This is a genomic window from Enterobacter sp. BIGb0383 (assembly GCF_003751845.1).
Taxonomy (GTDB): Bacteria; Pseudomonadota; Gammaproteobacteria; order Enterobacterales; family Enterobacteriaceae; genus BIGb0383.
In genome coordinates, this window is sequence record NZ_RJKQ01000001.1 from 455,199 (window position 1) to 474,574 (window position 19,376).

Genomic DNA, 19,376 nt, shown 5'->3' on the forward strand with positions numbered 1-19,376 from the left:
AAGGAACGAGTAAAGAATAATTATTGGGTAAAAGCGCATAAATAAGGTGAATAACGCTAAGGCGCGGGATTTTACGGAGAGAATGGCTTGCTTGCAACGGGCTAAGTCAGAAAAACGTAAATACGTCGGTGGGGCAAAAAAGAAGGCGGCTTGCGCCGCCTTCTGAAGGATTACTTGTAGAGGTCTGCGCTAACGGTGAGGTTATTGCCACGCTCCTGCCACTGGCGGGTAATGTGGTAATACTTGGCACCTTTCTGTGCGGCGCGTTTGGCCACCTGGTAGGAGACTTCCGTCGAGCTGCTGTAGTTGCCGGTGAACTTGACGCTATCAAACGGCACCATCTGCGCGGCGGTGATTTTATTCACTTCCTGAATTTTGGTGCCATCCGGAAGAGTGACAGTGTAACGACCGCCTTTAGAGGACTGAGTTTCGAAGAAGCGGCCCACTTCAGATGTTGAGCCTGCCTCAGCGGAAAAGGCGACGCCCGGGATTTCCACTTTCTTCGCGGCTTCGCCACCCTGAGCCAGCAGGGCGCGACCGGCGTCGGAATCAGCCGGAACGGCGTCCGCGCTCTGTACGACGCGTTTTTTCGCGTCGGCCTTATAGACGTAAGCGGTGATTTGCTGGTTGCCGCCGTCGTTGGTGTCAAACTGGCGAACGATATAGAACGACGCTGCACCTTTTTCTTTCGCTAATTTGGTGATGGCAGCGTTCACGTCCGGCTGGCTGCGGTAAAAGCCCTGCACGCTCACGGTATCGAACGGCTCAAGCATGACGGCCTGGTCTTTCGGTAATTCCATGATGCCGTTGATGATGCGATTTGACGGCGCTTCGGATTTGGCCGCGTTTTTGCTGTAGATATCCGCAACGACGCGCCAGTTGCCGCCGTTGCCGAAGTCTGAGGTATCGACAACATAGAAAGAGGCCGCGCCTTTTGCATCAGCCTGGCGGGAAACGGCCGCTACCGCGTCGCCGATGGAATTAAAACGGCCGGTGACCACGATGCGATCTTCAGGTTTCAGTGCTCCAGCCTGCTCCGGAGTCAGTTCTGTCGCTGCGTTAGCTGTCAGCGCGGTGGCCGACAAAAGTGCGGACGCCAGGAGTGTGTTCTTAAGCTTCATAAAGATAGTCCTTCGCCTTGCGCAAACCATGTTCTGGTATTTGTTGTTGACTGAAAACGTGGGGGATTATGGCATTGAATCGGGGCAACTGTCTGCGGGATTTTTTGCGCATAATGCGCTCGCAACGGCAAACAACGATAACTTTTAGTGATATGTTGAAAAAACAGCCGCCTGACCAGCAAAATCGATAATCCATATGACTTTTATAAGTTAATGTAATGTTAAGTCTCGATTTTATGCCTGGAGAAATATCATGTTTTATTGCCCGCAGTGAGCGAAATATCAGCCGTTGAGATGAAATAAAGGCAAATATCGCTATCAGAGGGCTGCGATCATTACTTTTCAGCGAAAAAAAGAGAATTTCTGTTTTCTGGCGGTGGATCACAACCGTAATTTTCAGTAGGTTATAGAAAGTTTGTTACCGTTTTATTTTTCGGGCTGAGCATCTCTGCCTCCGGACGAACTCCGGCGGTGAGATCCCGCCGGTTAAATTGACAAACCATCATAAAAAACCGATGGAAGGGAAAATTATGCGTATTGGTGTACCAAAAGAACGGTTGGCCAATGAGACCCGCGTCGCCGCAACGCCGAAGACGGTGGAGCAGCTGCTAAAACTGGGTTTCACCGTCGCGATTGAGAGCGGCGCAGGCAAACTGGCAAGCTTTGATGACGAGGCATTCGTCCAGTCAGGCGCGGAAATTGTCGATGGCCAGAGCGTATGGCAGTCGGATGTGATCCTGAAGGTCAACGCACCCTCAGATGACGAAATTGCGTTACTGAACCCCGGCACGACGCTGGTCAGCTTTGTCTGGCCGGCCCAGAACCCGGAGCTGATGGAAAAACTGGCTGCGCGCAACGTGACCGTGATGTCAATGGACGCCGTGCCGCGTATTTCGCGTGCCCAGTCCCTTGATGCCCTGAGCTCAATGGCGAATATCGCGGGTTACCGCGCTATCGTGGAAGCCGCGCACGAATTCGGTCGCTTCTTTACCGGGCAGATCACCGCCGCGGGTAAAGTGCCACCGGCTAAAGTCATGGTCATCGGTGCCGGCGTTGCTGGTCTGGCGGCCATCGGTGCGGCGAACAGCCTCGGTGCCATTGTGCGCGCCTTCGATACGCGTCCGGAAGTCAAAGAACAGGTGCAGAGTATGGGTGCCGAGTTCCTTGAGCTGGACTTCGAAGAGGAAGCGGGCAGCGGCGACGGCTATGCGAAAGTGATGTCCGAAGCCTTTATTAAGGCTGAGATGGCGCTCTTTGCCGCGCAGGCAAAAGAGGTCGACATTATCGTCACCACCGCGCTGATTCCGGGTAAACCGGCTCCTAAGCTGATCACCCGTGAAATGGTCGACAGTATGACCCCTGGCAGCGTGGTCGTTGACCTCGCGGCGCAAAACGGCGGCAACTGTGAATACACCGTCGCTAACGAAGTGGTCACCACGCCGAACGGCGTGAAGATCATCGGTTATACCGATCTGCCGGGCCGTCTGCCGACCCAGTCTTCACAGCTTTACGGGACCAACCTCGTTAACCTGCTGAAACTGCTGTGCAAAGAAAAAGACGGTAACGTGGTTGTCGATTTCGACGACGTGGTGATTCGCGGCGTAACGGTTATCCGCGACGGCGAAGTGACCTGGCCGGCTCCGCCGATTCAGGTTTCCGCTCAGCCGCAGGCGGCAAAAGCGCCTGAAGCACCAAAAGCCCCGGAGACACCGGCATCACCGTGGCGCAAGTATGCGTTTATGGCGCTGGCGATTATTCTTTTCGGCTGGCTGGCTAACGTGGCACCGAAAGAGTTCCTCGGCCACTTCACCGTTTTCGCGCTCTCCTGCGTGGTCGGTTATTACGTAGTCTGGAACGTGTCCCACGCGCTGCATACGCCGCTGATGTCGGTCACTAACGCTATTTCAGGGATTATCGTTGTCGGGGCGCTGCTGCAGATTGGCGACGGTGGCTGGATCACCTTCTTCAGCTTTATCGCGGTGCTGATCGCCAGTATCAACATTTTTGGTGGTTTCACCGTCACTCAGCGCATGCTGAAAATGTTCCGGAAGAACTAAGGGGTAGCACATGTCTGGAGGATTAGTAACAGCTGCATATATTGTTGCCGCTATCCTGTTTATTTTCAGTCTTGCCGGGTTGTCGAAACACGAAACCTCTAAGCAGGGCAACCTGTTTGGTATGGCCGGTATGGCTATCGCGCTGGTGGCGACCATTTTCGGTCCTGACACCAGCAACGTAGCGTGGATCATCGTCGCGATGGCGATCGGTGGGGCCATCGGTATTCGTCTGGCGAAGAAAGTCGAGATGACCGAGATGCCGGAACTGGTGGCGGTCCTGCACAGCTTCGTGGGTCTGGCGGCGGTACTGGTGGGCTTAAACAGCTACCTGCACCATGAACCGGGCGTGAACGCGGTGCTGGACAACATTCACCTGACGGAGGTCTTCCTCGGCATCTTTATCGGTGCGGTGACCTTTACCGGCTCTATCGTGGCCTTCGGCAAGCTGTGCGGCAAAATCTCGTCCAAACCGCTGATGCTGCCGCAGCGTCATAAGATGAATCTCGCTGCGCTGGTGGTGTCATTCCTGCTGATGGTCGTCTTTGTGCGTACCGAGAGCGTAGGTCTGCAGGTGCTGGCGTTGGTGCTGATGACCCTGATTGCGCTGGCCTTCGGCTGGCATCTGGTGGCGTCAATCGGCGGGGCGGATATGCCGGTTGTGGTCTCCATGCTCAACTCCTACTCGGGCTGGGCGGCAGCGGCGGCAGGCTTTATGCTGAGCAACGACCTGCTGATCGTGACCGGTGCGCTGGTGGGCTCAAGCGGGGCGATCCTCTCTTACATTATGTGTAAGGCGATGAACCGCTCCTTCTTCAGCGTAATTGCCGGTGGTTTCGGAACCGATGGCTCTTCTACTGGCAGCGATGAAGAAGTGGGTGAGCACCGCGAAATCAGTGCGGAAGAGACCGCCGAAATGCTGAAAGGCTCTCAGTCGGTGATCATCACCCCGGGCTACGGCATGGCGGTAGCGCAGGCCCAGTATCCGGTTGCGGAAATCACCGAGCGACTGCGCGCGCGTGGTATCAAAGTGCGCTTCGGTATCCACCCGGTTGCCGGTCGTCTGCCGGGTCATATGAACGTGCTGCTGGCGGAAGCCAAAGTACCGTATGACGTGGTGCTGGAGATGGATGAGATCAACGGCGATTTCAGCGACACCGACACCGTACTGGTTATCGGCGCTAATGACACCGTGAACCCGGCGGCGCTGGACGATCCGAAGAGCCCCATCGCCGGGATGCCTGTTCTGGAAGTGTGGAAGGCGCAGAACGTTATCGTCTTCAAACGCTCCATGAACACCGGCTACGCAGGCGTACAGAACCCGCTGTTCTTTAAAGAGAATACGCAGATGCTGTTCGGCGATGCCAAAGCCAGCGTCGACGCTATCCTGAAAGCGCTGTAAAACCCGTTTTCAACGCGATGAAATACCGCTCTTCGGAGCGGTATTTTTTTGCCTGCGATTCACAGAAGCGGGATTGTTGTTTCTGGTCAAAAAGTGGTCAGCATGAAATGCTATACTTAAATGGACGTTAACTAATGAGAGGATGCTATGGATACCGAATTGACCCCCGCACAGCTGGCCATTGAGTTTCTCCGCCGCGACAACAGCGCCTTAACCCCGGCGCAGTACCTGAAAAAACTAAAACATCTTGAGCTGGAATTCGCCGATCTGATGGCGCTCTCAGCCAGCGAGCTGCGCGAAGAGATCGATTTTGCCTGGCGGTTGGGTATCCACTGACGCCTCCCTGCATTAAACAGAATGGGCCTGGTGCGGATCGCATCAGGCTTTTTTATTTTCCCGTTCGGCCCAGGTCTGCGTATTGGCAGCCAGCTGGTCTTCATTCTGATTCACCCATCCCGCCAGTGAATCCAGCGTCGCTCTCAGGGTCAGCCCCAGCGGCGTAATTTGATACTCCACCTTTGGCGGCACCTCGGCGTAAATCTGACGGCTAACGATGCCTCGCATTTCAAATAGCCGCAGCTGTTTGGTCAGCTCTTTCTGGGTAATTTCCGGTATGGCCCGTTTTAAATCGCTGAATCGCACCGGGGCATTAATCACCATCAGCCGGTAAAGCACCGGGATGGCCCATTTGCCGGAAACCATATTCACAAAGGTAATCATCGGACATTTCTGCCGTTGTGGGGTGCTCATTCGTTGCCTGATGCTCCTTTAGTATCCAAAAGGTACCTACTTCCAAAAGTATACTGCATGTTTCATGATAAGAACATCACGAGACAAAAGGGGAGTCAATCATGGCAAGGTTAACGGGAAAATTTGCGCTGATCACCGGCGGCAGCAGCGGGATCGGGCTGGAAACCGCCCGGCAATTTATGGCAGAAGGGGCGATCGTGGCGATCACCGGCCGTGATGAGGCGGCGCTGGCAAGAGCGAAAGAGGCGCTAGGGGCGGATCTGATTACGCTGATCTCAGACGCGGGCAATATTGCCGGGCAGGCGGAGCTGGCTCAGGCCATTAAGCGCCTTTGGGGGCGTCTCGATATTCTGTTTATTAATGCCGGCGATGTGACCCATCTTCCGCTCGCGGACTGGAATGAAGCCACCTACCAGCAGGCGATCAATACCAATTTCAGCGGGCCGTTCTTTCTGATCCAGAAACTGCTGCCGCTGTTTACCCGACCCTCGTCGATTATTCTTTGCGGTTCGACCAGCGTGCATATTGGCCTGCCTCAGAGCAGCGTCTATGCCGCCAGCAAAGCGGCGCTACTCTCGCTGGCCCGTACGCTTTCCGGGGAGTTAATCGGGCAGGGGATCCGCGTCAATGGCTTAAGCCCAGGGCCGACCGATACGCCGGCAATGAAAAAACTGGGGTTACCGGCTGAGGAGGAAGCCGCGCTGCGCAAAACAATCGTTGAACTGGTTCCGGCGGGAGAACTAGGTTCACCTGCGGATATTGCCCATGCAGCGGTGTATCTGGCGTCTGACGAATCCCGCTTTATGGTGGGAACGGAAATGCTGGTGGACGGGGGCGTGGCGAATCTCTGAGGGATAAATCCCTGCCTGCGGGTGCAGGCAGGGAATTTACATTAGTCGTCTTCCGGATCGTCCAGTTCGACCGGGGTATTCCAGGCATCCGGCTTAATGACCAGCAGATCGCAGCGCAGATGGTCGATCACCTGCTCGGCAGTATTGCCGAGGAACGCCGCCGACAGTCCGGTGCGTCCGACCGAACCCAGCACCACAATCCCCGCCTGCAGATGTTCAGCCAGGTCCGGGATCACCTCTTCCGGCAGGCCTTTTTCCACGTGGGTTTTGCTTTCATCGATGCTGAATTTCTGCCGCAGCGCTTTCATGGCTAACAGGTGCTGACCGCGAATAGCGTCGTTATAGACGCTCGGGTCGAAGTCCGGCAGTTCGATGGCGATATTGATGGGCGTAATAGGGTAGGCTCCGGCCAGGTGGACGCTGGTCTGATTGACCTGCTCGGCCAGCTGCAGCGTCTCTCTGACCAGCTTCTCATTAAGAGGATTATGATAGTCCTCTTCGCTTGCCAGATTGACCGCCACCAGCGCGGTACCCGCTTCCGGCCACGGCTGATCTTTGACCATCCACACCGGGCACGGGCATTTACGCAGCAGATGCCAGTCGGTCGGGGTGAAGATCACTGCCTCCAGCCTGTCGTGCTGGTGGGCCATTTTCAGCAGTAGGTCGTGCTCACTGCTCATCACTTCCTGAATGATGGCTTCGAAGGGGCGATTATGCCACACCACCTTGATATCAATGGGAATGCCCGCGTCGATATAGAATTTCGCCTGCTCACGGATCCACGCCGTACGCTGGCTAATGACACCCTGACGCATGGCGGTCCGTTCGTCGGGCGACAGAAGAGTGGTCATTTCATAGGAAAAGTCATAGATCGGCAGAAAGGCTTTAATGCGGCCACCAATCCGTTGATGTAGATACACAGCGCGTCGTAATGCGGGTTGATCGTCCTGGTTAGGATCGATGGCGACCAGCATATTCTGATACTTTGCCATACAGAGTCTCCTTACAGCGTTCACCACAATCTGTAAGTCAAAGAGTAAACCATATATGCGGATTGAGACAGAGGATAACCTCTGCCAGATCAATAAATCAGATAAATTCAGCGATCCGGCAAGAGGTTCAAAGCGAAGGGAAAATCAGGCGACGTTGCGAGAGTGACCGGCCAGCTGCGCCAGCGCATCGCCGTTTTCGATGGTGATGTATTTACCCTTAACCGCCAGCATACCGCTTTTCTGGAAACGTCCCAGCAGACGGCTGATGGTTTCGACCGTCAGGCCGAGATAGTTACCGATATCGCCACGCGTCATGGTCAGGCGGAACTCACGCGGCGAGAAGCCACGTTCGGCAAAGCGGCGGGAGAGGTTGTAGATAAACGCCGCCAGACGCTCTTCCGCGTTTTTCTTCGACAGCAGCAGGATCATATCCTGGTCGCCTTTGATCTCGCCGCTCATCAGACGCATCATCTGCTGACGCAGGCTGTGCATCTTGCCGGACAGATCGTCCAGGGTTTCGAACGGGATTTCGCAAACCATCGAGGTTTCCAGCGCCTGGGCAAAACTCGGGTGATGCCCGGTGCCGATGGCGTCAAAGCCCACCAGATCGCCTGCCAGATGGAAGCCGGTGATCTGCTCATCGCCCTGTTCGGTGATAGTGTAGCTTTTGATGGTGCCGGAACGAATGGCATACAGCGATTTCAGTTCATCACCGGCTTTGAACAGCGTCTGCCCCTTCTGAATGGGTTTTTTGCGCTCAATAATATTGTCCAGCTGATCAAGTTCATGCTCATTCAGCGTGAACGGGATACACAGCTGACTAATGCTGCAATCCTGACAGTGAATGGCGCAACCGCCAGACTGAATGCGTCGTATAATTCGCTTTTCCGGGATCATAGGTCTGCCCAAGCCGTAGCCGTAATTGATATTAGTCAATTTTAACATCTTTTTTGTGAGCACGTAAGTCCGGGAAAGCACCAGGGATATATAATTGGCATTCAAAGGGTGTGGATTATCTATCTTATTGATAATAAGTACATTATTTATTGGTCGCAATGGGAGTGATTTAGAAAATGCGTACGCCGCCGACATCACGGCGCACAAAACATCAAAGCAGCAGGTAGCCTTCGTGGCGCAGCAGCCACTCTTTGCGCGAGACGCCGCCCGCGTAGCCGGTCATGGTGCCGTTACGGCCGATCACCCGATGACAGGGCACCACGATACTGACCGGATTAGATCCGTTTGCCGCGCCAACGGCCCGGGCAGCGCCCGGACGTCCCAGCTGCTCCGCGAGCTGGCCGTAGTGCATCACCTGGCCGCAGGGAATGGTACGCAGCGCCTGCCAGACCTGACGCTGGAAAGGGGTTCCGGCGGTCGCGGTCGGCAGGGATTCAATAATGCTGAGATCGCCGGCGAAGTAGTCCGCCAGTTTCTGGCTAAGCCCGCCAGGATTGCTGGCCGCCACGCGCTCGTAGCCTTCGGCACGATAGTGGATATTCAGCAGCTCCTCCATACGGTCGCTGTGCTCTTCCCACTCGACGGCGCGCAGACGGTACTGCTCGTCGCAGATCACCCACAGCGGACCCAGCGGCGTGGCGATCTTGTCTTCCAGTAATCTCAGCATCCCTTCTCCTTAGTGCAGGCTCGGGTATATCCCCGGCCCAATGGGCAGGCCGACAAGATACCATGCCACCAGCATCACCAACCATACCACTAAGAAGATAAGCGGGTACGGGAGGATCAGCGAATAGTAGGTACCCAGCTTCGCCTTCGGCTGATAGCGCTGTAAAAAGCCGAGGAACAGCGGAATAAACGGCGATACCGGTGCCAGTGGGATCACCGAGGAATCGGCGATGCGGAACAGGATCTGCGCGAAGGCCGGATGGAAGCCCAGCAGCATAAACATCGGGACGAAGATGGGGGCCAGAATCGACCAGATCGCCGAGCCGCTGGCGATAAACATGCACAGAATCGACGACAGCAGCGCCAGGCCAACAAATGCCGGGATCCCGCTGAGTCCCGCCGTCTCCAGCGCATCGGTCAGGCCGACGGCCATAAACTTGCCCATATTGCTCCAGTTAAACATCGCCACAAACTGGGCCAGCGGGAACACCATAACAATAAAACCGGCCATCTCCTTCATGGGCTCAATCATTAGCTGGGGTAAATCGGCCTGACGCGCAATCTTGCCGGTGGCGATGCCGTAGGCCAGCGACACCACAAAGAAGAAGAAGATAATCAGCGGCACGATACCTTTAATAAACGGTGACGGCAGGACCGTATGCTGGACCGGATCGCGCAGAATGCCGTTTTCCGGGACCACCATCACGGCGATCAGCGCGATAAACGCCAGCGCGGCAATACCGGCCGCCCGCAGCCCACGGCGCTGAACCGTTGACAGGGTTTGCAGCGCATCTTCGCTTTTGCCTTCCCATTTACCGAGGCGCGGCTCAATGATTTTATCGGTGATAAGCCCCCCGACAATGGTCAGGACGATCACCGAGCTGGCCATAAAGTACCAGTTGTCGATCACGCTGACGTGTACGGAGGCATCAATCGCTTTGGCCGCTTCGCTACTGATCCCCGAGAGCAGCACATCGGTGGTGACGATCAGCAGGTTAGCGGTAAAGCCGCAGCCGACCCCGGCAATCGCCGCCAGCAGACCGGCAACCGGGTGACGACCCACCGCAAGGAAAATCAGCGCGCCCATCGGGGGCATAATCACCAGCGCCGCATCGGACGAAATATGGCTGAAAAAGGCGATAAACAGCACCATATAGCTGGCATAGCGGGCGTTAACGTGTGACGCCATTTTGGTCATCAGCGCCGGGAGTAACCCGACCCGTTCCGCCAGGCCGGCACCCAGGACCAGCGCCAGAATGGCACCCAGCGGGGCAAAACCGCTGAAGTTTTTAATCACGTTCGGTAAAAACCAGTGCAGACCTTCAACGCTCAGCAGATTCTTAACCGCTACCGGCGAGCCATCCACCGGGTTTCTGGCGCTGACGCCGAACCAGGAGAGGACGGCGGTTGCCAGCATCAGCACCACGATCAGATAAACAAACAGCAGAAAAGGGTGCGGGACCTTATTGCCAATTCGCTCAACCCAGCCGTACAGCTTGCCGGAAGGGGGCGGAGAAGGAATGGATGATAAACTCATAGGCGTTCCTCGTGCGTTTTTGTTGTTGTGTTTGCGTATTGTTTTTTTTGTTTTATTTTAATGGTGACGGTGTCACGTCTTCTGGTATTGGGCAGTGATACGGCTGTTCATTTAACTGCTGCTGGTGCTCCTCGCGGCAGGCGGCCAGTAGGGCGCTATCCTGCAGAAGATGGATCGCCGTTGCGCCCATGACCTTACCGGCCAGCAGCATACCTTTATGGGCAATTGAGGTCCGGCCCTGGCTGACCAGTTGCCAGGTATGCAGCGGCGTACCGACGGCAAAGCAGGGGCTGAAGCACTGGGCGACCGGCGTTTTCCAGCTTACGTCGCCCACATCCGTTGATCCGGCCAGCACGTTATCGGTTTCTGCCCAGGGGGCGACTTCATCGATCAGTAGCGTCTGGCGGTGGCGACGGGCAAAGGCTTTACCCGCGTCCCCGCCGGTATTGGCGATATTGTTCAGGCTGTTCTGCAGATCGTTATCGCTCAGGGTGGCGCGGATTTCTGCCGCAAAGGCGCGCTCTCCCTCGCTCCACTCGGGCGTGCCGTAGTGCTGCAGCGCCTGATACATCGCGCCTTCCAGCGTCCGGTTGGGCAGATAGCTGGAGCAGGCTTTATCAAACCGACAGCTGACCCCGGTTTCGGTCATCAGCGCCGCACCCTGGGCGATTTTCTCGATGCGGGCATAGATTTGCCTCACGTCGGCCATGTCAGGGGCGCGGATCAGATACAGCACTTCGGCCTGAGCCTGTACCACGTTTGGCGAGATGCCGCCGGTATCGGTGATGGCGTAGTGGACCCGTGCCTTTTCGATAATGTGTTCGTTAAGAAAGTTGGTGCCGGTGGTCATCAGGGTCACCGCATCCAGCGCGCTGCGGCCCAGGTGCGGTGAGTTGGCCGCGTGGGCGGCGGTGCCGGTAAAACGCCAGGCGGCCTGAATATTGGCGAGGGTGCTGGTGCTGAACATCCCGGCGAAGGCTTCCGGATGCCAGGTCACGGCAGCATCGACATCGTCGAAGAGTCCTTCGCGCACCATAAAGGTTTTGCCGGACCCGCCTTCTTCACCCGGACAGCCGTAAAAGCGGAGGGTCCCGCCCCGGGATGACTGCTGCAGCCAGGTTTTTGCCGCGAGCGCGGCGGCAAAAGCGGCGGTGCCCAGCAGGTTATGCCCGCAGCCGTGGCCGTTAGCGCCGGGCGTGTCGCTCTGCGGCGTAGCGCAGTGGGCCTGCTGGCTCAGACCGGCCAGGGCGTCGTACTCGCCGAGAACGGCAATCACCGGCTGGCCGCTGCCGTAGCTGGCAATAAACGCGTTAGGGATGCCGCCCGCCTCGCGGGTGACCTGAAAACCTTCGGCTTCCAGCGCGCTGGCCAGCCTTTCGGCGGACCAGAACTCTTCAAAACGGGTTTCCGGATGATCCCAGATGGCGTCGGCAATATCGGTGAATAGCGCCTGGCGGGACTGGATCGCTTCATCAACAAATTGATAGACAGGCTGCATCACACACCTCGCTGCCAGGGAAAGGCCAGCGCGACGCGGGCGAGGGTTTCCACCGCCAGGGCCATAACCTGTTCATCGAAATCAAACTTCTCGTTGTGATGACCGGCGCTCAGTTCGGTGCCGAACACCATATAGGATGCCTGGCCCTGGCGCTCCTGAACCCGCGCCATCATCAGCGTGGCATCTTCTGAACCGGCAGGCGCGGCAATCCTGTCGATGGCATGCTGCACGCCGGGGACCTGGCTTGCCTGTTGGCGGAGGTAGTCAACCCAGGCCGGAGACAGTGAGCTGGAGGTGGCCGCGCCCATCAGACGGATATCAACCTCCGCGCCGTACATGGCGGCGGCACCGGCGATGACCTGCTGTGCGCGCTCGAAGACATAGCTGTTGATCGCTTCGCTTTCGCCCCGGGTTTCTACCTTCAGTAGTGCGCCGGAGGGCACCACGTTACGTCCGGTTCCGGCCTGCATGACGCCGACGTTAACCCGCGATGCGCCCGCGCTGTGCGGTGCGATACTGTGCAGGCCAATCGCCGCCTGTGCCGCCGCCAGCAGGGCATTGCGTCCTTCTTCCGGTTTACCGCCCGCGTGGGCCGCAACGCCGGTAAAGTGGACGTCGAACTTGGTGGTGGCCATAAAGTTATCGCTGCCGCAGATCACGGTGCCGGTGGGCACGCCGACGCCGATATGGATCGCGGTAAAATAGTCCACGTCATCCAGCGCCCCGGCGGCGACCATCGCTCTGGCCCCGCGGGTGCCTTCTTCCGCCGGCTGGAAAATCAGCTTAATCACGCCGTGAAGTTCGGATTCATGCGCCTTCAGTATCTGCGCAACCCCCAGCCCGATAGCCGTATGCGCATCGTGACCGCAGGCGTGCATCATCCCTGCGTTGCAGGAGGCAAAGCCCTCCCGGAACGGACGGTGGGAGCCATCGAGCTGTTCATTGAGGTCCAGCGCGTCCATATCCACGCGAAAACCGAGCGTCGGCCCGGGACGGCCGGTGTCCAGCGTGGCGACAATACCGGTAAAACCGCCTTCAAAGGCCGGAAGCCATTTTTCAATCGCGCCCTGCTGCCGCGCCCGTTCGTACTCTTTCGCCAGCGTCGCGCTGTCGGGCAGCCCCATTCGACTCTCGGCATCCACCACGTCCCGGCCCATCGCCAGCTGATAGCCCATATTATGTAGCGCCTCGGCGACGCGGGTCGCGGTGCGGAACTCGACCCAGCCGGATTCGGCATAAAGGTGCAGGTCGCGACGCCATTCGATCAGCTGCGGGGTGAGGGTTTTGATCTGTTCAGCAAGTAACGGCATAACCTTTCCTGTCATCAGTAGAAATTGTGAATCGGCTCATGTTGTGATAAAAAATACTTATCACCCGCATCAATGTGTCATTTTTTAACCGCCGACTGATTACCCTCGCATATCCATTTGCATTAAAGTAGATGCCAGTTTCTTTGGTCTGATAAACAATGGTTATCGGAGATGGCATGTCTTTTCAGGTGAAATTTCATCAGCTACGCGCCTTTGTCGAGGTGGCACGCCAGGGGAGTATCCGCGGCGCGAGCCGGGTGCTGAATTTGTCGCAGCCAGCATTGACCCGTTCGATTAAGGAGCTGGAAGAGGGCGTTGCCGCCCAGCTGTTTATTCGTCGCAGTAAAGGGGTGGCGTTGACCGAGTGCGGGGAGAGTTTTTACCAGCACGCGACCCTGATCCTCAAAGAGCTGCGCGCAGCGCAGGATGACATTCTTCAGCGTCATGGCCAGCTGGCAGGAAAGATCAACATCGGTCTGGGGGCCAGCATCGCGCGAACCCTGATGCCGCCGGTGATTTCTCGCTTTCATCTGCAGCACCCGCAGGTGAAGGTGCGCATAATGGAAGGGCAGCTGCTGTCGATGATCAATCAATTACGTCAGGGAGAACTTGATTTTACGATTAATACGTATTATCAAGGACCTTACGATCATGAGTTTAGCTTTGAGAAATTACTCGAGAAACCGTTTGCGGTATTTTGTCGGGAAGGTCATCCGGCCATTGGTGCAAAATCAATCAGTGAGTTACTGGATTATAACTGGACGATGCCCACGCCACGGGGTAGCTATTATAAACAGCTCGAAGAGTTATTTAATCATCGTGCGCAAAAACCCAATGTTGGCGTGGTCTGTGAGACATTCTCTGCCTGTATCAGCCTGGTCGGACAGAGCGATTTTCTGAGCATCCTGCCGCAGGAGTTAGGCTGCGACCCGCTTCTGTCAAGGCCTCTGGCGATGATCCCCGTTGTAGATAACTTGCCAAAAGCAACCTACTATCTCATCCAGCGTCGTGATTCCCGGCAGACGCCGCTTACCGAGTCATTAATTAATCAATTCCGTCGGCAGTGCCGACAGATATATTCTTGTCAATAAACACCTGTATTTCACGTGGATAAAAACCAGGGCCTGTCGACATCGTCAGGCCCTGCGAATATCACACAGCGATATATCCGTATACATCTTCCCTGCATTGTTGTCCGTGTTGCAGGTAGATACAGTTATAGCAACGAATACATTTCTTGCCAGCTTTCGGAGTGATTGATTTCACGAAATCTTAACGAAAACTGGAAATATTACTGGCAGTTAATTTAAGTTAAGTGATAGTTAATTTTGATATATTAGCTCGACTAAATTATTTAGTGCATGAATATTTCTTGCGCGAACCATCGTCCGGGGGATAAAACGCGTTGAGGCGGACTGAGGGTCTGGCTTATAGTAGCTCGTCTGTTGTAGCGGGAGGAGCGACCATGAACCCTGATGACAAATCCCTGTTTCTTGACGCCATGGAAGATGTCCAGCCCCTGAAATGCTGTAGTGATACGCTCTGGCAGCCGAACCGCACCGTCCGTGCGCCGAAGCGGCTGGATCAGCTGCAGCTTGATAACTTTCTCACCACCGGTTTTCTCGACGTTTTGCCTCTCGATAGCCTCCTGGAATTTAAGCGTGAAGGTCTGCAGCAGGGCGTGCTGGATAAACTGCGGCGGGGCAAGTACGGGCAGCAAGTCTCGCTGAATTTGCGCGGCCAGCCCGTAGAGCAGTGTCGCCAGCAGCTGTTTGCTTTTATCCGTAGGGCTGCTGAAGAGGGCGCGCGTAACCTGCTAATTGTCCACGGCAAAGGGCGGGACCTGCAGTCTCATGCCAATATTGTTCGCAGCTATCTGGCACGCTGGCTGGTGGAGTTTGAAGAGGTGCAGGCCTTCTGTCCGGCGCTGCCGCACGACGGCGGCACCGGAGCCTGTTATGTGACGCTGCGTAAATCGGCGCAGGCGAAGCTCGATAACTGGGAACGCCATGCCAAGCGCAGCCGCTGAAGGCTTAATTCATTACGGGCGTTAATCGATCGTCGATAGCGGGCGATCCAGCCCTGAGCGCCAGCCAGGCGGCACCGCGCATCCCGCTGCTGTCGCCGTGAACCGCGGTCAGCACGGGAGTCATAAAGCTATCCGTAAAGACCAGCGGGGCGATTTCGTCGTCGATTCCGTCCAGCAGCAGCGGCTCGTTCGACAAACCGCCGCCAATGACAATGACGTGCGGGTCAATGATATTGACGATGGTCGCCAGCAGGCGCGCCAGCTGATTGCGAAAATTCGCCACCTGCAGCAGCGCCTGGGGCTCACCCTGTTTTGCCAGGGCGATGATCTCCGGTGCCGTATGCGCGGTTTTGCAGCGTTCAAGATAGCGTTTAGCCAGCCCGGTGCCGGAGACAAAGGATTCGGTACAGTTTTGTTTGCCGCAGTAGCAGGTGACCGGCGGGCCGTCCGTCTCCGGCGTGTAGCCCGGCAGGGTGATATGGCCGCATTCGGCGGCGTTGCCCCATGCGCCGGAAAATAGCCGCTGGCCGATAGCGATCCCGCCGCCGCACCCGGTCCCGAGCGTCAGGCCGAAAACCACCTCTTTGCCACGTCCTGCGCCGTCACAGGCTTCAGAAAGGGCAAAACAGGCGGCGTCGTTTTCAATCATTACCGGCTGACCCAGGCGCGTACGCAGGTCCGACTGTAGATCTTCGCCGTTGAGTACCAGAATATTGGAATTCTTTATTTTTCCGCTGATCGGGGAAATTCCGCCGGGAAGCGCGATGCCGATAGCGAGAGGTTCCTGTACGGTACTTTTGATCTCCTGAATAAACAGCAGCAGATCGTGCAGAAAATCGCCGTAGCTATTTTTCACCGTATCACGACGAAAGCGGCCATACTCGCGGCCGGTGTTATCAATAATTACCGCGGCTATTTTAGTGCCGCCAATATCCAGTCCCAGAGAGTACATTATTTATCCCATTAGTGAGTTCTACGCCCTGTAACGGGCAAAGCAATAGCGCTGTACCCGATAAACAGAGCGCAGATCAGCGAGCGTTATAGATTAGAAGTGATATTTAAAGCGAACGCGTGCGCCGTAGCGATCTTTATCGTCCTGCTGGCTATTATCCATGGCCAGGCGGGACCAGTAGGCACCCAGATAAATATCGAAGTTATCCATTTCCATAATGTTACGAATACGGTATGAGGTATGCACGGTGTGGATATCATATTTACCGAGGATCACGCCATCCATATTATCAATATCGGTATTGCTGAAATTAAAGGCCTGTACATCGTTTTTGGCGTAAATATAGCCCAGCTCGATATCGTTCCACAGGGCGTTAGCCCCGGCGCTAAAGTCTTTCTCGTCGGTGGCATCCAGATACGCGGTGCTCATATTGAGAACCACGCCGTTATCCGGGTTATTTTTTTGCCCGTTCCAGGTCAGGGTCGCGCCATAGCCGGTGCGCTCAGACTGGTCGTGGAATACGCCGTTAGCGTCGGTATAGCCGTAGGCGTTGCTCACCACGTTGGTTTCCATCGCGATGGCGGCGGTAACATCATCGCTGATGTTGTACGCGATAACCGGGCGCAGATAGACCACGTTCTTTTTATTTTCCAGGGTGTTGCCGTGGAACTCGCTATCCTGGAACAGTTTCGTGCCGTTGCTGGCGAAAGTGTTCAGCTCAAAATAGAAAGGGCCGCTGATTTTACTGAACTGAACCGCGCCTCCGGCGCTGCTGCGTCCGCGGGCCTCTTTCATCATATAGATATAGCCGAAGCCGTCGTCGTACAGATTGTTGGCCGTATTGCCGGAATACTCGATCAGCGTATCCTGGTTAAGCGGGAACATATCATAGGCTTCATAGCGGCCGACTTTGATCTTCCAGTCTTTTTCCTGGCCAAAGAAGAAGGCCGCGTCATCCAGATTCATATCACCGGAGAGATCCGCCAGCGGCTGTACGCTAAAGCCGGCAAACTGATTATTTGTCGTGGTCCGGTAGCCATCGAGCCCAATCAGAATACGACCATTGACGTCCCAGCGCTCGCTGTCGCCCGCATTCCAGTCTTTTCCGCTGTTGGTCCGCAGAGAGGTGAGCTGCCCGGTTTTGCTGGCGGCATCGACGTTAAATTCAACGTCGCCGTACAGTTTCAGGCTACCCTGGGGCGTATCGAAGTTGATACCGGCGATAGCCGGGGTGGACAGGGCAAATAATGCACAGAGGAATTTGCTATATTTCATCCTTAACTCCTTGATTCTTTCTGTAGGGTTTCTGTTATTTTTTATTGGGTACGGCATTTGCTTTATACGAAGTATCTCTCCGACTGTGATATAAAATCGTTAAAGTCCTGGCACTGGCTTAATTTATCGATGATGTCATCATCAAGAATATTGGTCAGGTAATCGTAAATATGCATGCTGTCGACAAAAGCATCTTCGCTAATGGCCAGCATAAAAATCAGCCTGACCGTTTTACCCGGATCCCACTCGATACCCTCTGGGAATACCGCAACGGTAACCTGCGTCCGTAAAGCAACAAGCCCCATCGGGTGCGGAATCGCTATTTTTTCGTCGAGCAGGGTTGAGGCGTGAGCTTCCCGTTCCAGTACCGACGGTAAATAACTGGCATCCACTTTACCGGTGAGTTGCAGATGGGCGGAAAGGGCGTTGATCAGCGACTCTTTATTATGTTCGCTGCGGTCGAAAATAAAGAAGTGAGCGGCCGAAAAGTAGTTAGTCATACTATCCGGCGGCGTCTGTTCCTGGGTCAGCAGGTACTTCAGGTTTTCCAGCTGGGATCGCTCCGGCAGCGGCGGGAGGTGGATCACCTTCTTATTTTTTTCGGCCAGGCTAACCAGGGCGATAACCAGATCGTCCTCTATCGTCGGCAGCAGGCTGTATTGTTCAACGGAAATACAGTCTGTTATCACCACGTTTGGATACATGCGGATAATTTTCTGGCTAACGAGTCGGGCGGAGGCAATGCTCTGATCGCTGACAACCAGCACCCGAAGGCGCGTATTCTGATCCTGATAGTGCGTCTCTTCGAGCACCGCACCGATATGCATCACCAGATAACCGATCTCATCATCGCTGATTTTGCCGACAAAAAAGTGCTCCATCTCGCTGAACGCTGAGAGGGTCATTTCATACATCAGCGGGTAGTGGCGCTTAATCTGCGCCAGCAGAGGGTTAATAATGGTAATCCCGTTATTCACCCGTACCCGCATCGCCCGGATATGGTTTAACAAATTTTTGCGCGACTGTTCATCGTAATTAACGTCGCAGAACCACACGGAGCTGACATAGCTGAGGAAGTGATTCATCACCGCGTGTTCGGCGTCGCAGACGCTCTCTGCGCCTGGCGCATCTGAACGCGTGGAGCAGAAGGCGGAGAGCGTCATCGCCATATAGTCGATTTCGCTTTGCGGGATATGCAATACCGTGCCAGGCAAAAGCTCTTCAAGAATGGCCCCGGCGACGGTTTTCCACAGCGGATCCACGTCGGTAAATTCAAAATCAAGCAGCCAGCACTCGCGCAAAATTCGTTCGATGCTGATACCACAGGCGAGGGTGAAAAAACGCAGATTGACGTCGCTGAACTGCAGATGATTGTCCACCAGATGGTGGCTCAGAGTGCATTTGACGTCGGCCATTTTACGGGTCGGGCCAAACAGCTCGCTGTAATCCGTTTCGGTTTCCCTGGTGCTGAGCAAATGATCATAGATACAGCGGCGGAAGGCGAGCTCATCTCCCGTGAGCTTAAAACTGTCGTTGCCTTCCGATTCCACATTAATCTGGTAGAGCCAGAAATGGCGCTTAAGCAGCGAAATGTCGTTGCGCAGGCTGTAGATGCTGATAAACCAGTGCGCCTCAAGCTCCTCCAGCGAGACATGACCCTGCTGACGTAGCAGCAGGGTCAGCAGCGCGTTCCGCCGTTCTGCAGCGGAACGCGTCTCTTTCCAGGGCTTTTCCGACTGTTCAAGCAGGGCGGAATAGCGGGCATCATCAAGAATGTCGATGCCAAACCCGCTTTTCCGGTCGTAAACAAGACTGCTACCGTGCTGGCCCATCATATCGCCCAGCTCTTTAAGATCGCTTCTGATGGTGCGCGTAGAGACATTCATCTCTTTTGCCAGAGCGGCCTGCGTCACCGGTCCCTGGGCGATCTGGATGAAAATATCCCTCATCCTTTTAGTGGTAAACAGTCTCATTTTTTCCCT

At 55.5% G+C, this 19,376-nt stretch carries 17 protein-coding genes; 6 read left to right on the forward strand and 11 right to left on the reverse strand.

The window, feature by feature from the left end:
* Positions 1 to 170 precede the first annotated feature (170 nt).
* Positions 171 to 1,121 (reverse strand): DUF1471 family protein YdgH, encoded by a 951-nt coding sequence (gene ydgH, locus EDF81_RS02270; RefSeq protein WP_123345850.1) that lies wholly within the window; start codon positions 1,119 to 1,121, stop codon positions 171 to 173.
* Between the two features lie 530 nt (positions 1,122 to 1,651).
* Here ydgH and pntA point away from each other — a divergent pair.
* From pntA to EDF81_RS02285, 3 genes are all read left to right on the forward strand, one after another.
* Entirely contained in the window at positions 1,652 to 3,178 is a 1,527-nt protein-coding gene (gene pntA, locus EDF81_RS02275; protein ID WP_123345852.1) for a Re/Si-specific NAD(P)(+) transhydrogenase subunit alpha, read from the forward strand.
* 10 nt (positions 3,179 to 3,188) lie between these two features.
* Positions 3,189 to 4,577: a Re/Si-specific NAD(P)(+) transhydrogenase subunit beta gene (gene pntB, locus EDF81_RS02280; protein ID WP_123345854.1), complete on the forward strand. Its 1,389-nt coding sequence runs from the start codon at positions 3,189 to 3,191 to the stop codon at positions 4,575 to 4,577.
* A gap of 147 nt (positions 4,578 to 4,724) precedes the next feature.
* Positions 4,725 to 4,913, forward strand: a complete 189-nt coding sequence (locus EDF81_RS02285; RefSeq protein ID WP_123345856.1) for a YdiH family protein — start codon at positions 4,725 to 4,727, stop codon at positions 4,911 to 4,913.
* 42 nt (positions 4,914 to 4,955) lie between these two features.
* Here the strand turns inward: EDF81_RS02285 and EDF81_RS02290 are convergent, their stop codons facing one another.
* Positions 4,956 to 5,327, reverse strand: a complete 372-nt coding sequence (locus tag EDF81_RS02290) for a helix-turn-helix domain-containing protein (protein ID WP_123345857.1) — start codon at positions 5,325 to 5,327, stop codon at positions 4,956 to 4,958.
* A 101-nt stretch (positions 5,328 to 5,428) separates the two neighbouring features.
* Between EDF81_RS02290 and EDF81_RS02295 the strand changes: the two genes are divergently transcribed.
* Entirely contained in the window at positions 5,429 to 6,178 is a 750-nt protein-coding gene (locus tag EDF81_RS02295; protein ID WP_123345859.1) for an SDR family oxidoreductase, read from the forward strand.
* 41 nt (positions 6,179 to 6,219) lie between these two features.
* Here EDF81_RS02295 and uspE read toward each other — a convergent pair whose 3' ends face one another.
* The 6 genes from uspE to EDF81_RS02325 all read right to left on the reverse strand — a co-directional run bounded on the left by uspE (position 6,220) and on the right by EDF81_RS02325 (position 13,138).
* Complete coding sequence (gene uspE, locus EDF81_RS02300; RefSeq protein ID WP_123345861.1) at positions 6,220 to 7,170, reverse strand: universal stress protein UspE; 951 nt, start codon at positions 7,168 to 7,170, stop codon at positions 6,220 to 6,222.
* A 144-nt stretch (positions 7,171 to 7,314) separates the two neighbouring features.
* A complete protein-coding gene (gene fnr, locus EDF81_RS02305) occupies positions 7,315 to 8,067 on the reverse strand; it encodes a fumarate/nitrate reduction transcriptional regulator Fnr (RefSeq protein ID WP_123345863.1) in 753 nt (250 codons plus the stop codon).
* Positions 8,068 to 8,278: 211 nt separating this feature from the next.
* A complete protein-coding gene (gene ogt / locus EDF81_RS02310; RefSeq protein WP_123345865.1) occupies positions 8,279 to 8,794 on the reverse strand; it encodes a methylated-DNA--[protein]-cysteine S-methyltransferase in 516 nt (171 codons plus the stop codon).
* A gap of 9 nt (positions 8,795 to 8,803) precedes the next feature.
* Positions 8,804 to 10,330: a p-aminobenzoyl-glutamate transporter gene (abgT, locus tag EDF81_RS02315; protein ID WP_123345867.1), complete on the reverse strand. Its 1,527-nt coding sequence runs from the start codon at positions 10,328 to 10,330 to the stop codon at positions 8,804 to 8,806.
* A gap of 52 nt (positions 10,331 to 10,382) precedes the next feature.
* Positions 10,383 to 11,828 carry a M20 family metallopeptidase gene (locus tag EDF81_RS02320; protein WP_123345869.1) on the reverse strand — a complete coding sequence of 482 codons (1,446 nt, stop codon included), beginning with the start codon at positions 11,826 to 11,828 and terminating at the stop codon, positions 10,383 to 10,385.
* The gene (locus EDF81_RS02325) at positions 11,828 to 13,138 is read right to left on the reverse strand and encodes a M20 family metallo-hydrolase (RefSeq protein WP_123345871.1); all 1,311 of its coding nucleotides are present in this window, start codon (positions 13,136 to 13,138) and stop codon (positions 11,828 to 11,830) included. Before EDF81_RS02325 ends, EDF81_RS02320 begins: the two co-directional genes overlap by 1 nt.
* 176 nt (positions 13,139 to 13,314) lie before the next feature.
* Here EDF81_RS02325 and EDF81_RS02330 point away from each other — a divergent pair, with 176 nt between their 5' ends.
* Positions 13,315 to 14,229, forward strand: a complete 915-nt coding sequence (locus EDF81_RS02330) for a LysR family transcriptional regulator (protein ID WP_123347649.1) — start codon at positions 13,315 to 13,317, stop codon at positions 14,227 to 14,229.
* A gap of 374 nt (positions 14,230 to 14,603) precedes the next feature.
* A complete protein-coding gene (gene smrA / locus EDF81_RS02335) occupies positions 14,604 to 15,167 on the forward strand; it encodes a DNA endonuclease SmrA (protein ID WP_123345872.1) in 564 nt (187 codons plus the stop codon).
* A 4-nt stretch (positions 15,168 to 15,171) separates the two neighbouring features.
* Here smrA and EDF81_RS02340 read toward each other — a convergent pair whose 3' ends face one another.
* From EDF81_RS02340 to EDF81_RS02350, 3 genes are all read right to left on the reverse strand, one after another.
* Positions 15,172 to 16,119 carry an ROK family protein gene (locus EDF81_RS02340; RefSeq protein ID WP_123345874.1) on the reverse strand — a complete coding sequence of 316 codons (948 nt, stop codon included), beginning with the start codon at positions 16,117 to 16,119 and terminating at the stop codon, positions 15,172 to 15,174.
* A gap of 93 nt (positions 16,120 to 16,212) precedes the next feature.
* Positions 16,213 to 17,394 carry a carbohydrate porin gene (locus EDF81_RS02345; protein WP_123345876.1) on the reverse strand — a complete coding sequence of 394 codons (1,182 nt, stop codon included), beginning with the start codon at positions 17,392 to 17,394 and terminating at the stop codon, positions 16,213 to 16,215.
* 62 nt (positions 17,395 to 17,456) lie between these two features.
* Positions 17,457 to 19,367: a transcription antiterminator gene (locus EDF81_RS02350; protein WP_123345878.1), complete on the reverse strand. Its 1,911-nt coding sequence runs from the start codon at positions 19,365 to 19,367 to the stop codon at positions 17,457 to 17,459.
* Positions 19,368 to 19,376 lie beyond the last annotated feature (9 nt).

Bases quoted from the DNA above. Each gene is read 5' to 3' on its own strand.
- ydgH (WP_123345850.1), bottom strand. From the start codon at position 1,121: ATGAAGCTTAAGAACACACTCCTGGCGTCCGCACTTTTGTCGGCCACC.
- pntA (WP_123345852.1), top strand. From the start codon at position 1,652: ATGCGTATTGGTGTACCAAAAGAACGGTTGGCCAATGAGACCCGCGTC.
- pntB (WP_123345854.1), top strand. From the start codon at position 3,189: ATGTCTGGAGGATTAGTAACAGCTGCATATATTGTTGCCGCTATCCTG.
- EDF81_RS02285 (WP_123345856.1), top strand. From the start codon at position 4,725: ATGGATACCGAATTGACCCCCGCACAGCTGGCCATTGAGTTTCTCCGC.
- EDF81_RS02290 (WP_123345857.1), bottom strand. From the start codon at position 5,327: ATGAGCACCCCACAACGGCAGAAATGTCCGATGATTACCTTTGTGAAT.
- EDF81_RS02295 (WP_123345859.1), top strand. From the start codon at position 5,429: ATGGCAAGGTTAACGGGAAAATTTGCGCTGATCACCGGCGGCAGCAGC.
- uspE (WP_123345861.1), bottom strand. From the start codon at position 7,170: ATGGCAAAGTATCAGAATATGCTGGTCGCCATCGATCCTAACCAGGAC.
- fnr (WP_123345863.1), bottom strand. From the start codon at position 8,067: ATGATCCCGGAAAAGCGAATTATACGACGCATTCAGTCTGGCGGTTGC.
- ogt (WP_123345865.1), bottom strand. From the start codon at position 8,794: ATGCTGAGATTACTGGAAGACAAGATCGCCACGCCGCTGGGTCCGCTG.
- abgT (WP_123345867.1), bottom strand. From the start codon at position 10,330: ATGAGTTTATCATCCATTCCTTCTCCGCCCCCTTCCGGCAAGCTGTAC.
- EDF81_RS02320 (WP_123345869.1), bottom strand. From the start codon at position 11,828: ATGCAGCCTGTCTATCAATTTGTTGATGAAGCGATCCAGTCCCGCCAG.
- EDF81_RS02325 (WP_123345871.1), bottom strand. From the start codon at position 13,138: ATGCCGTTACTTGCTGAACAGATCAAAACCCTCACCCCGCAGCTGATC.
- EDF81_RS02330 (WP_123347649.1), top strand. From the start codon at position 13,315: ATGTCTTTTCAGGTGAAATTTCATCAGCTACGCGCCTTTGTCGAGGTG.
- smrA (WP_123345872.1), top strand. From the start codon at position 14,604: ATGAACCCTGATGACAAATCCCTGTTTCTTGACGCCATGGAAGATGTC.
- EDF81_RS02340 (WP_123345874.1), bottom strand. From the start codon at position 16,119: ATGTACTCTCTGGGACTGGATATTGGCGGCACTAAAATAGCCGCGGTA.
- EDF81_RS02345 (WP_123345876.1), bottom strand. From the start codon at position 17,394: ATGAAATATAGCAAATTCCTCTGTGCATTATTTGCCCTGTCCACCCCG.
- EDF81_RS02350 (WP_123345878.1), bottom strand. From the start codon at position 19,367: ATGAGACTGTTTACCACTAAAAGGATGAGGGATATTTTCATCCAGATC.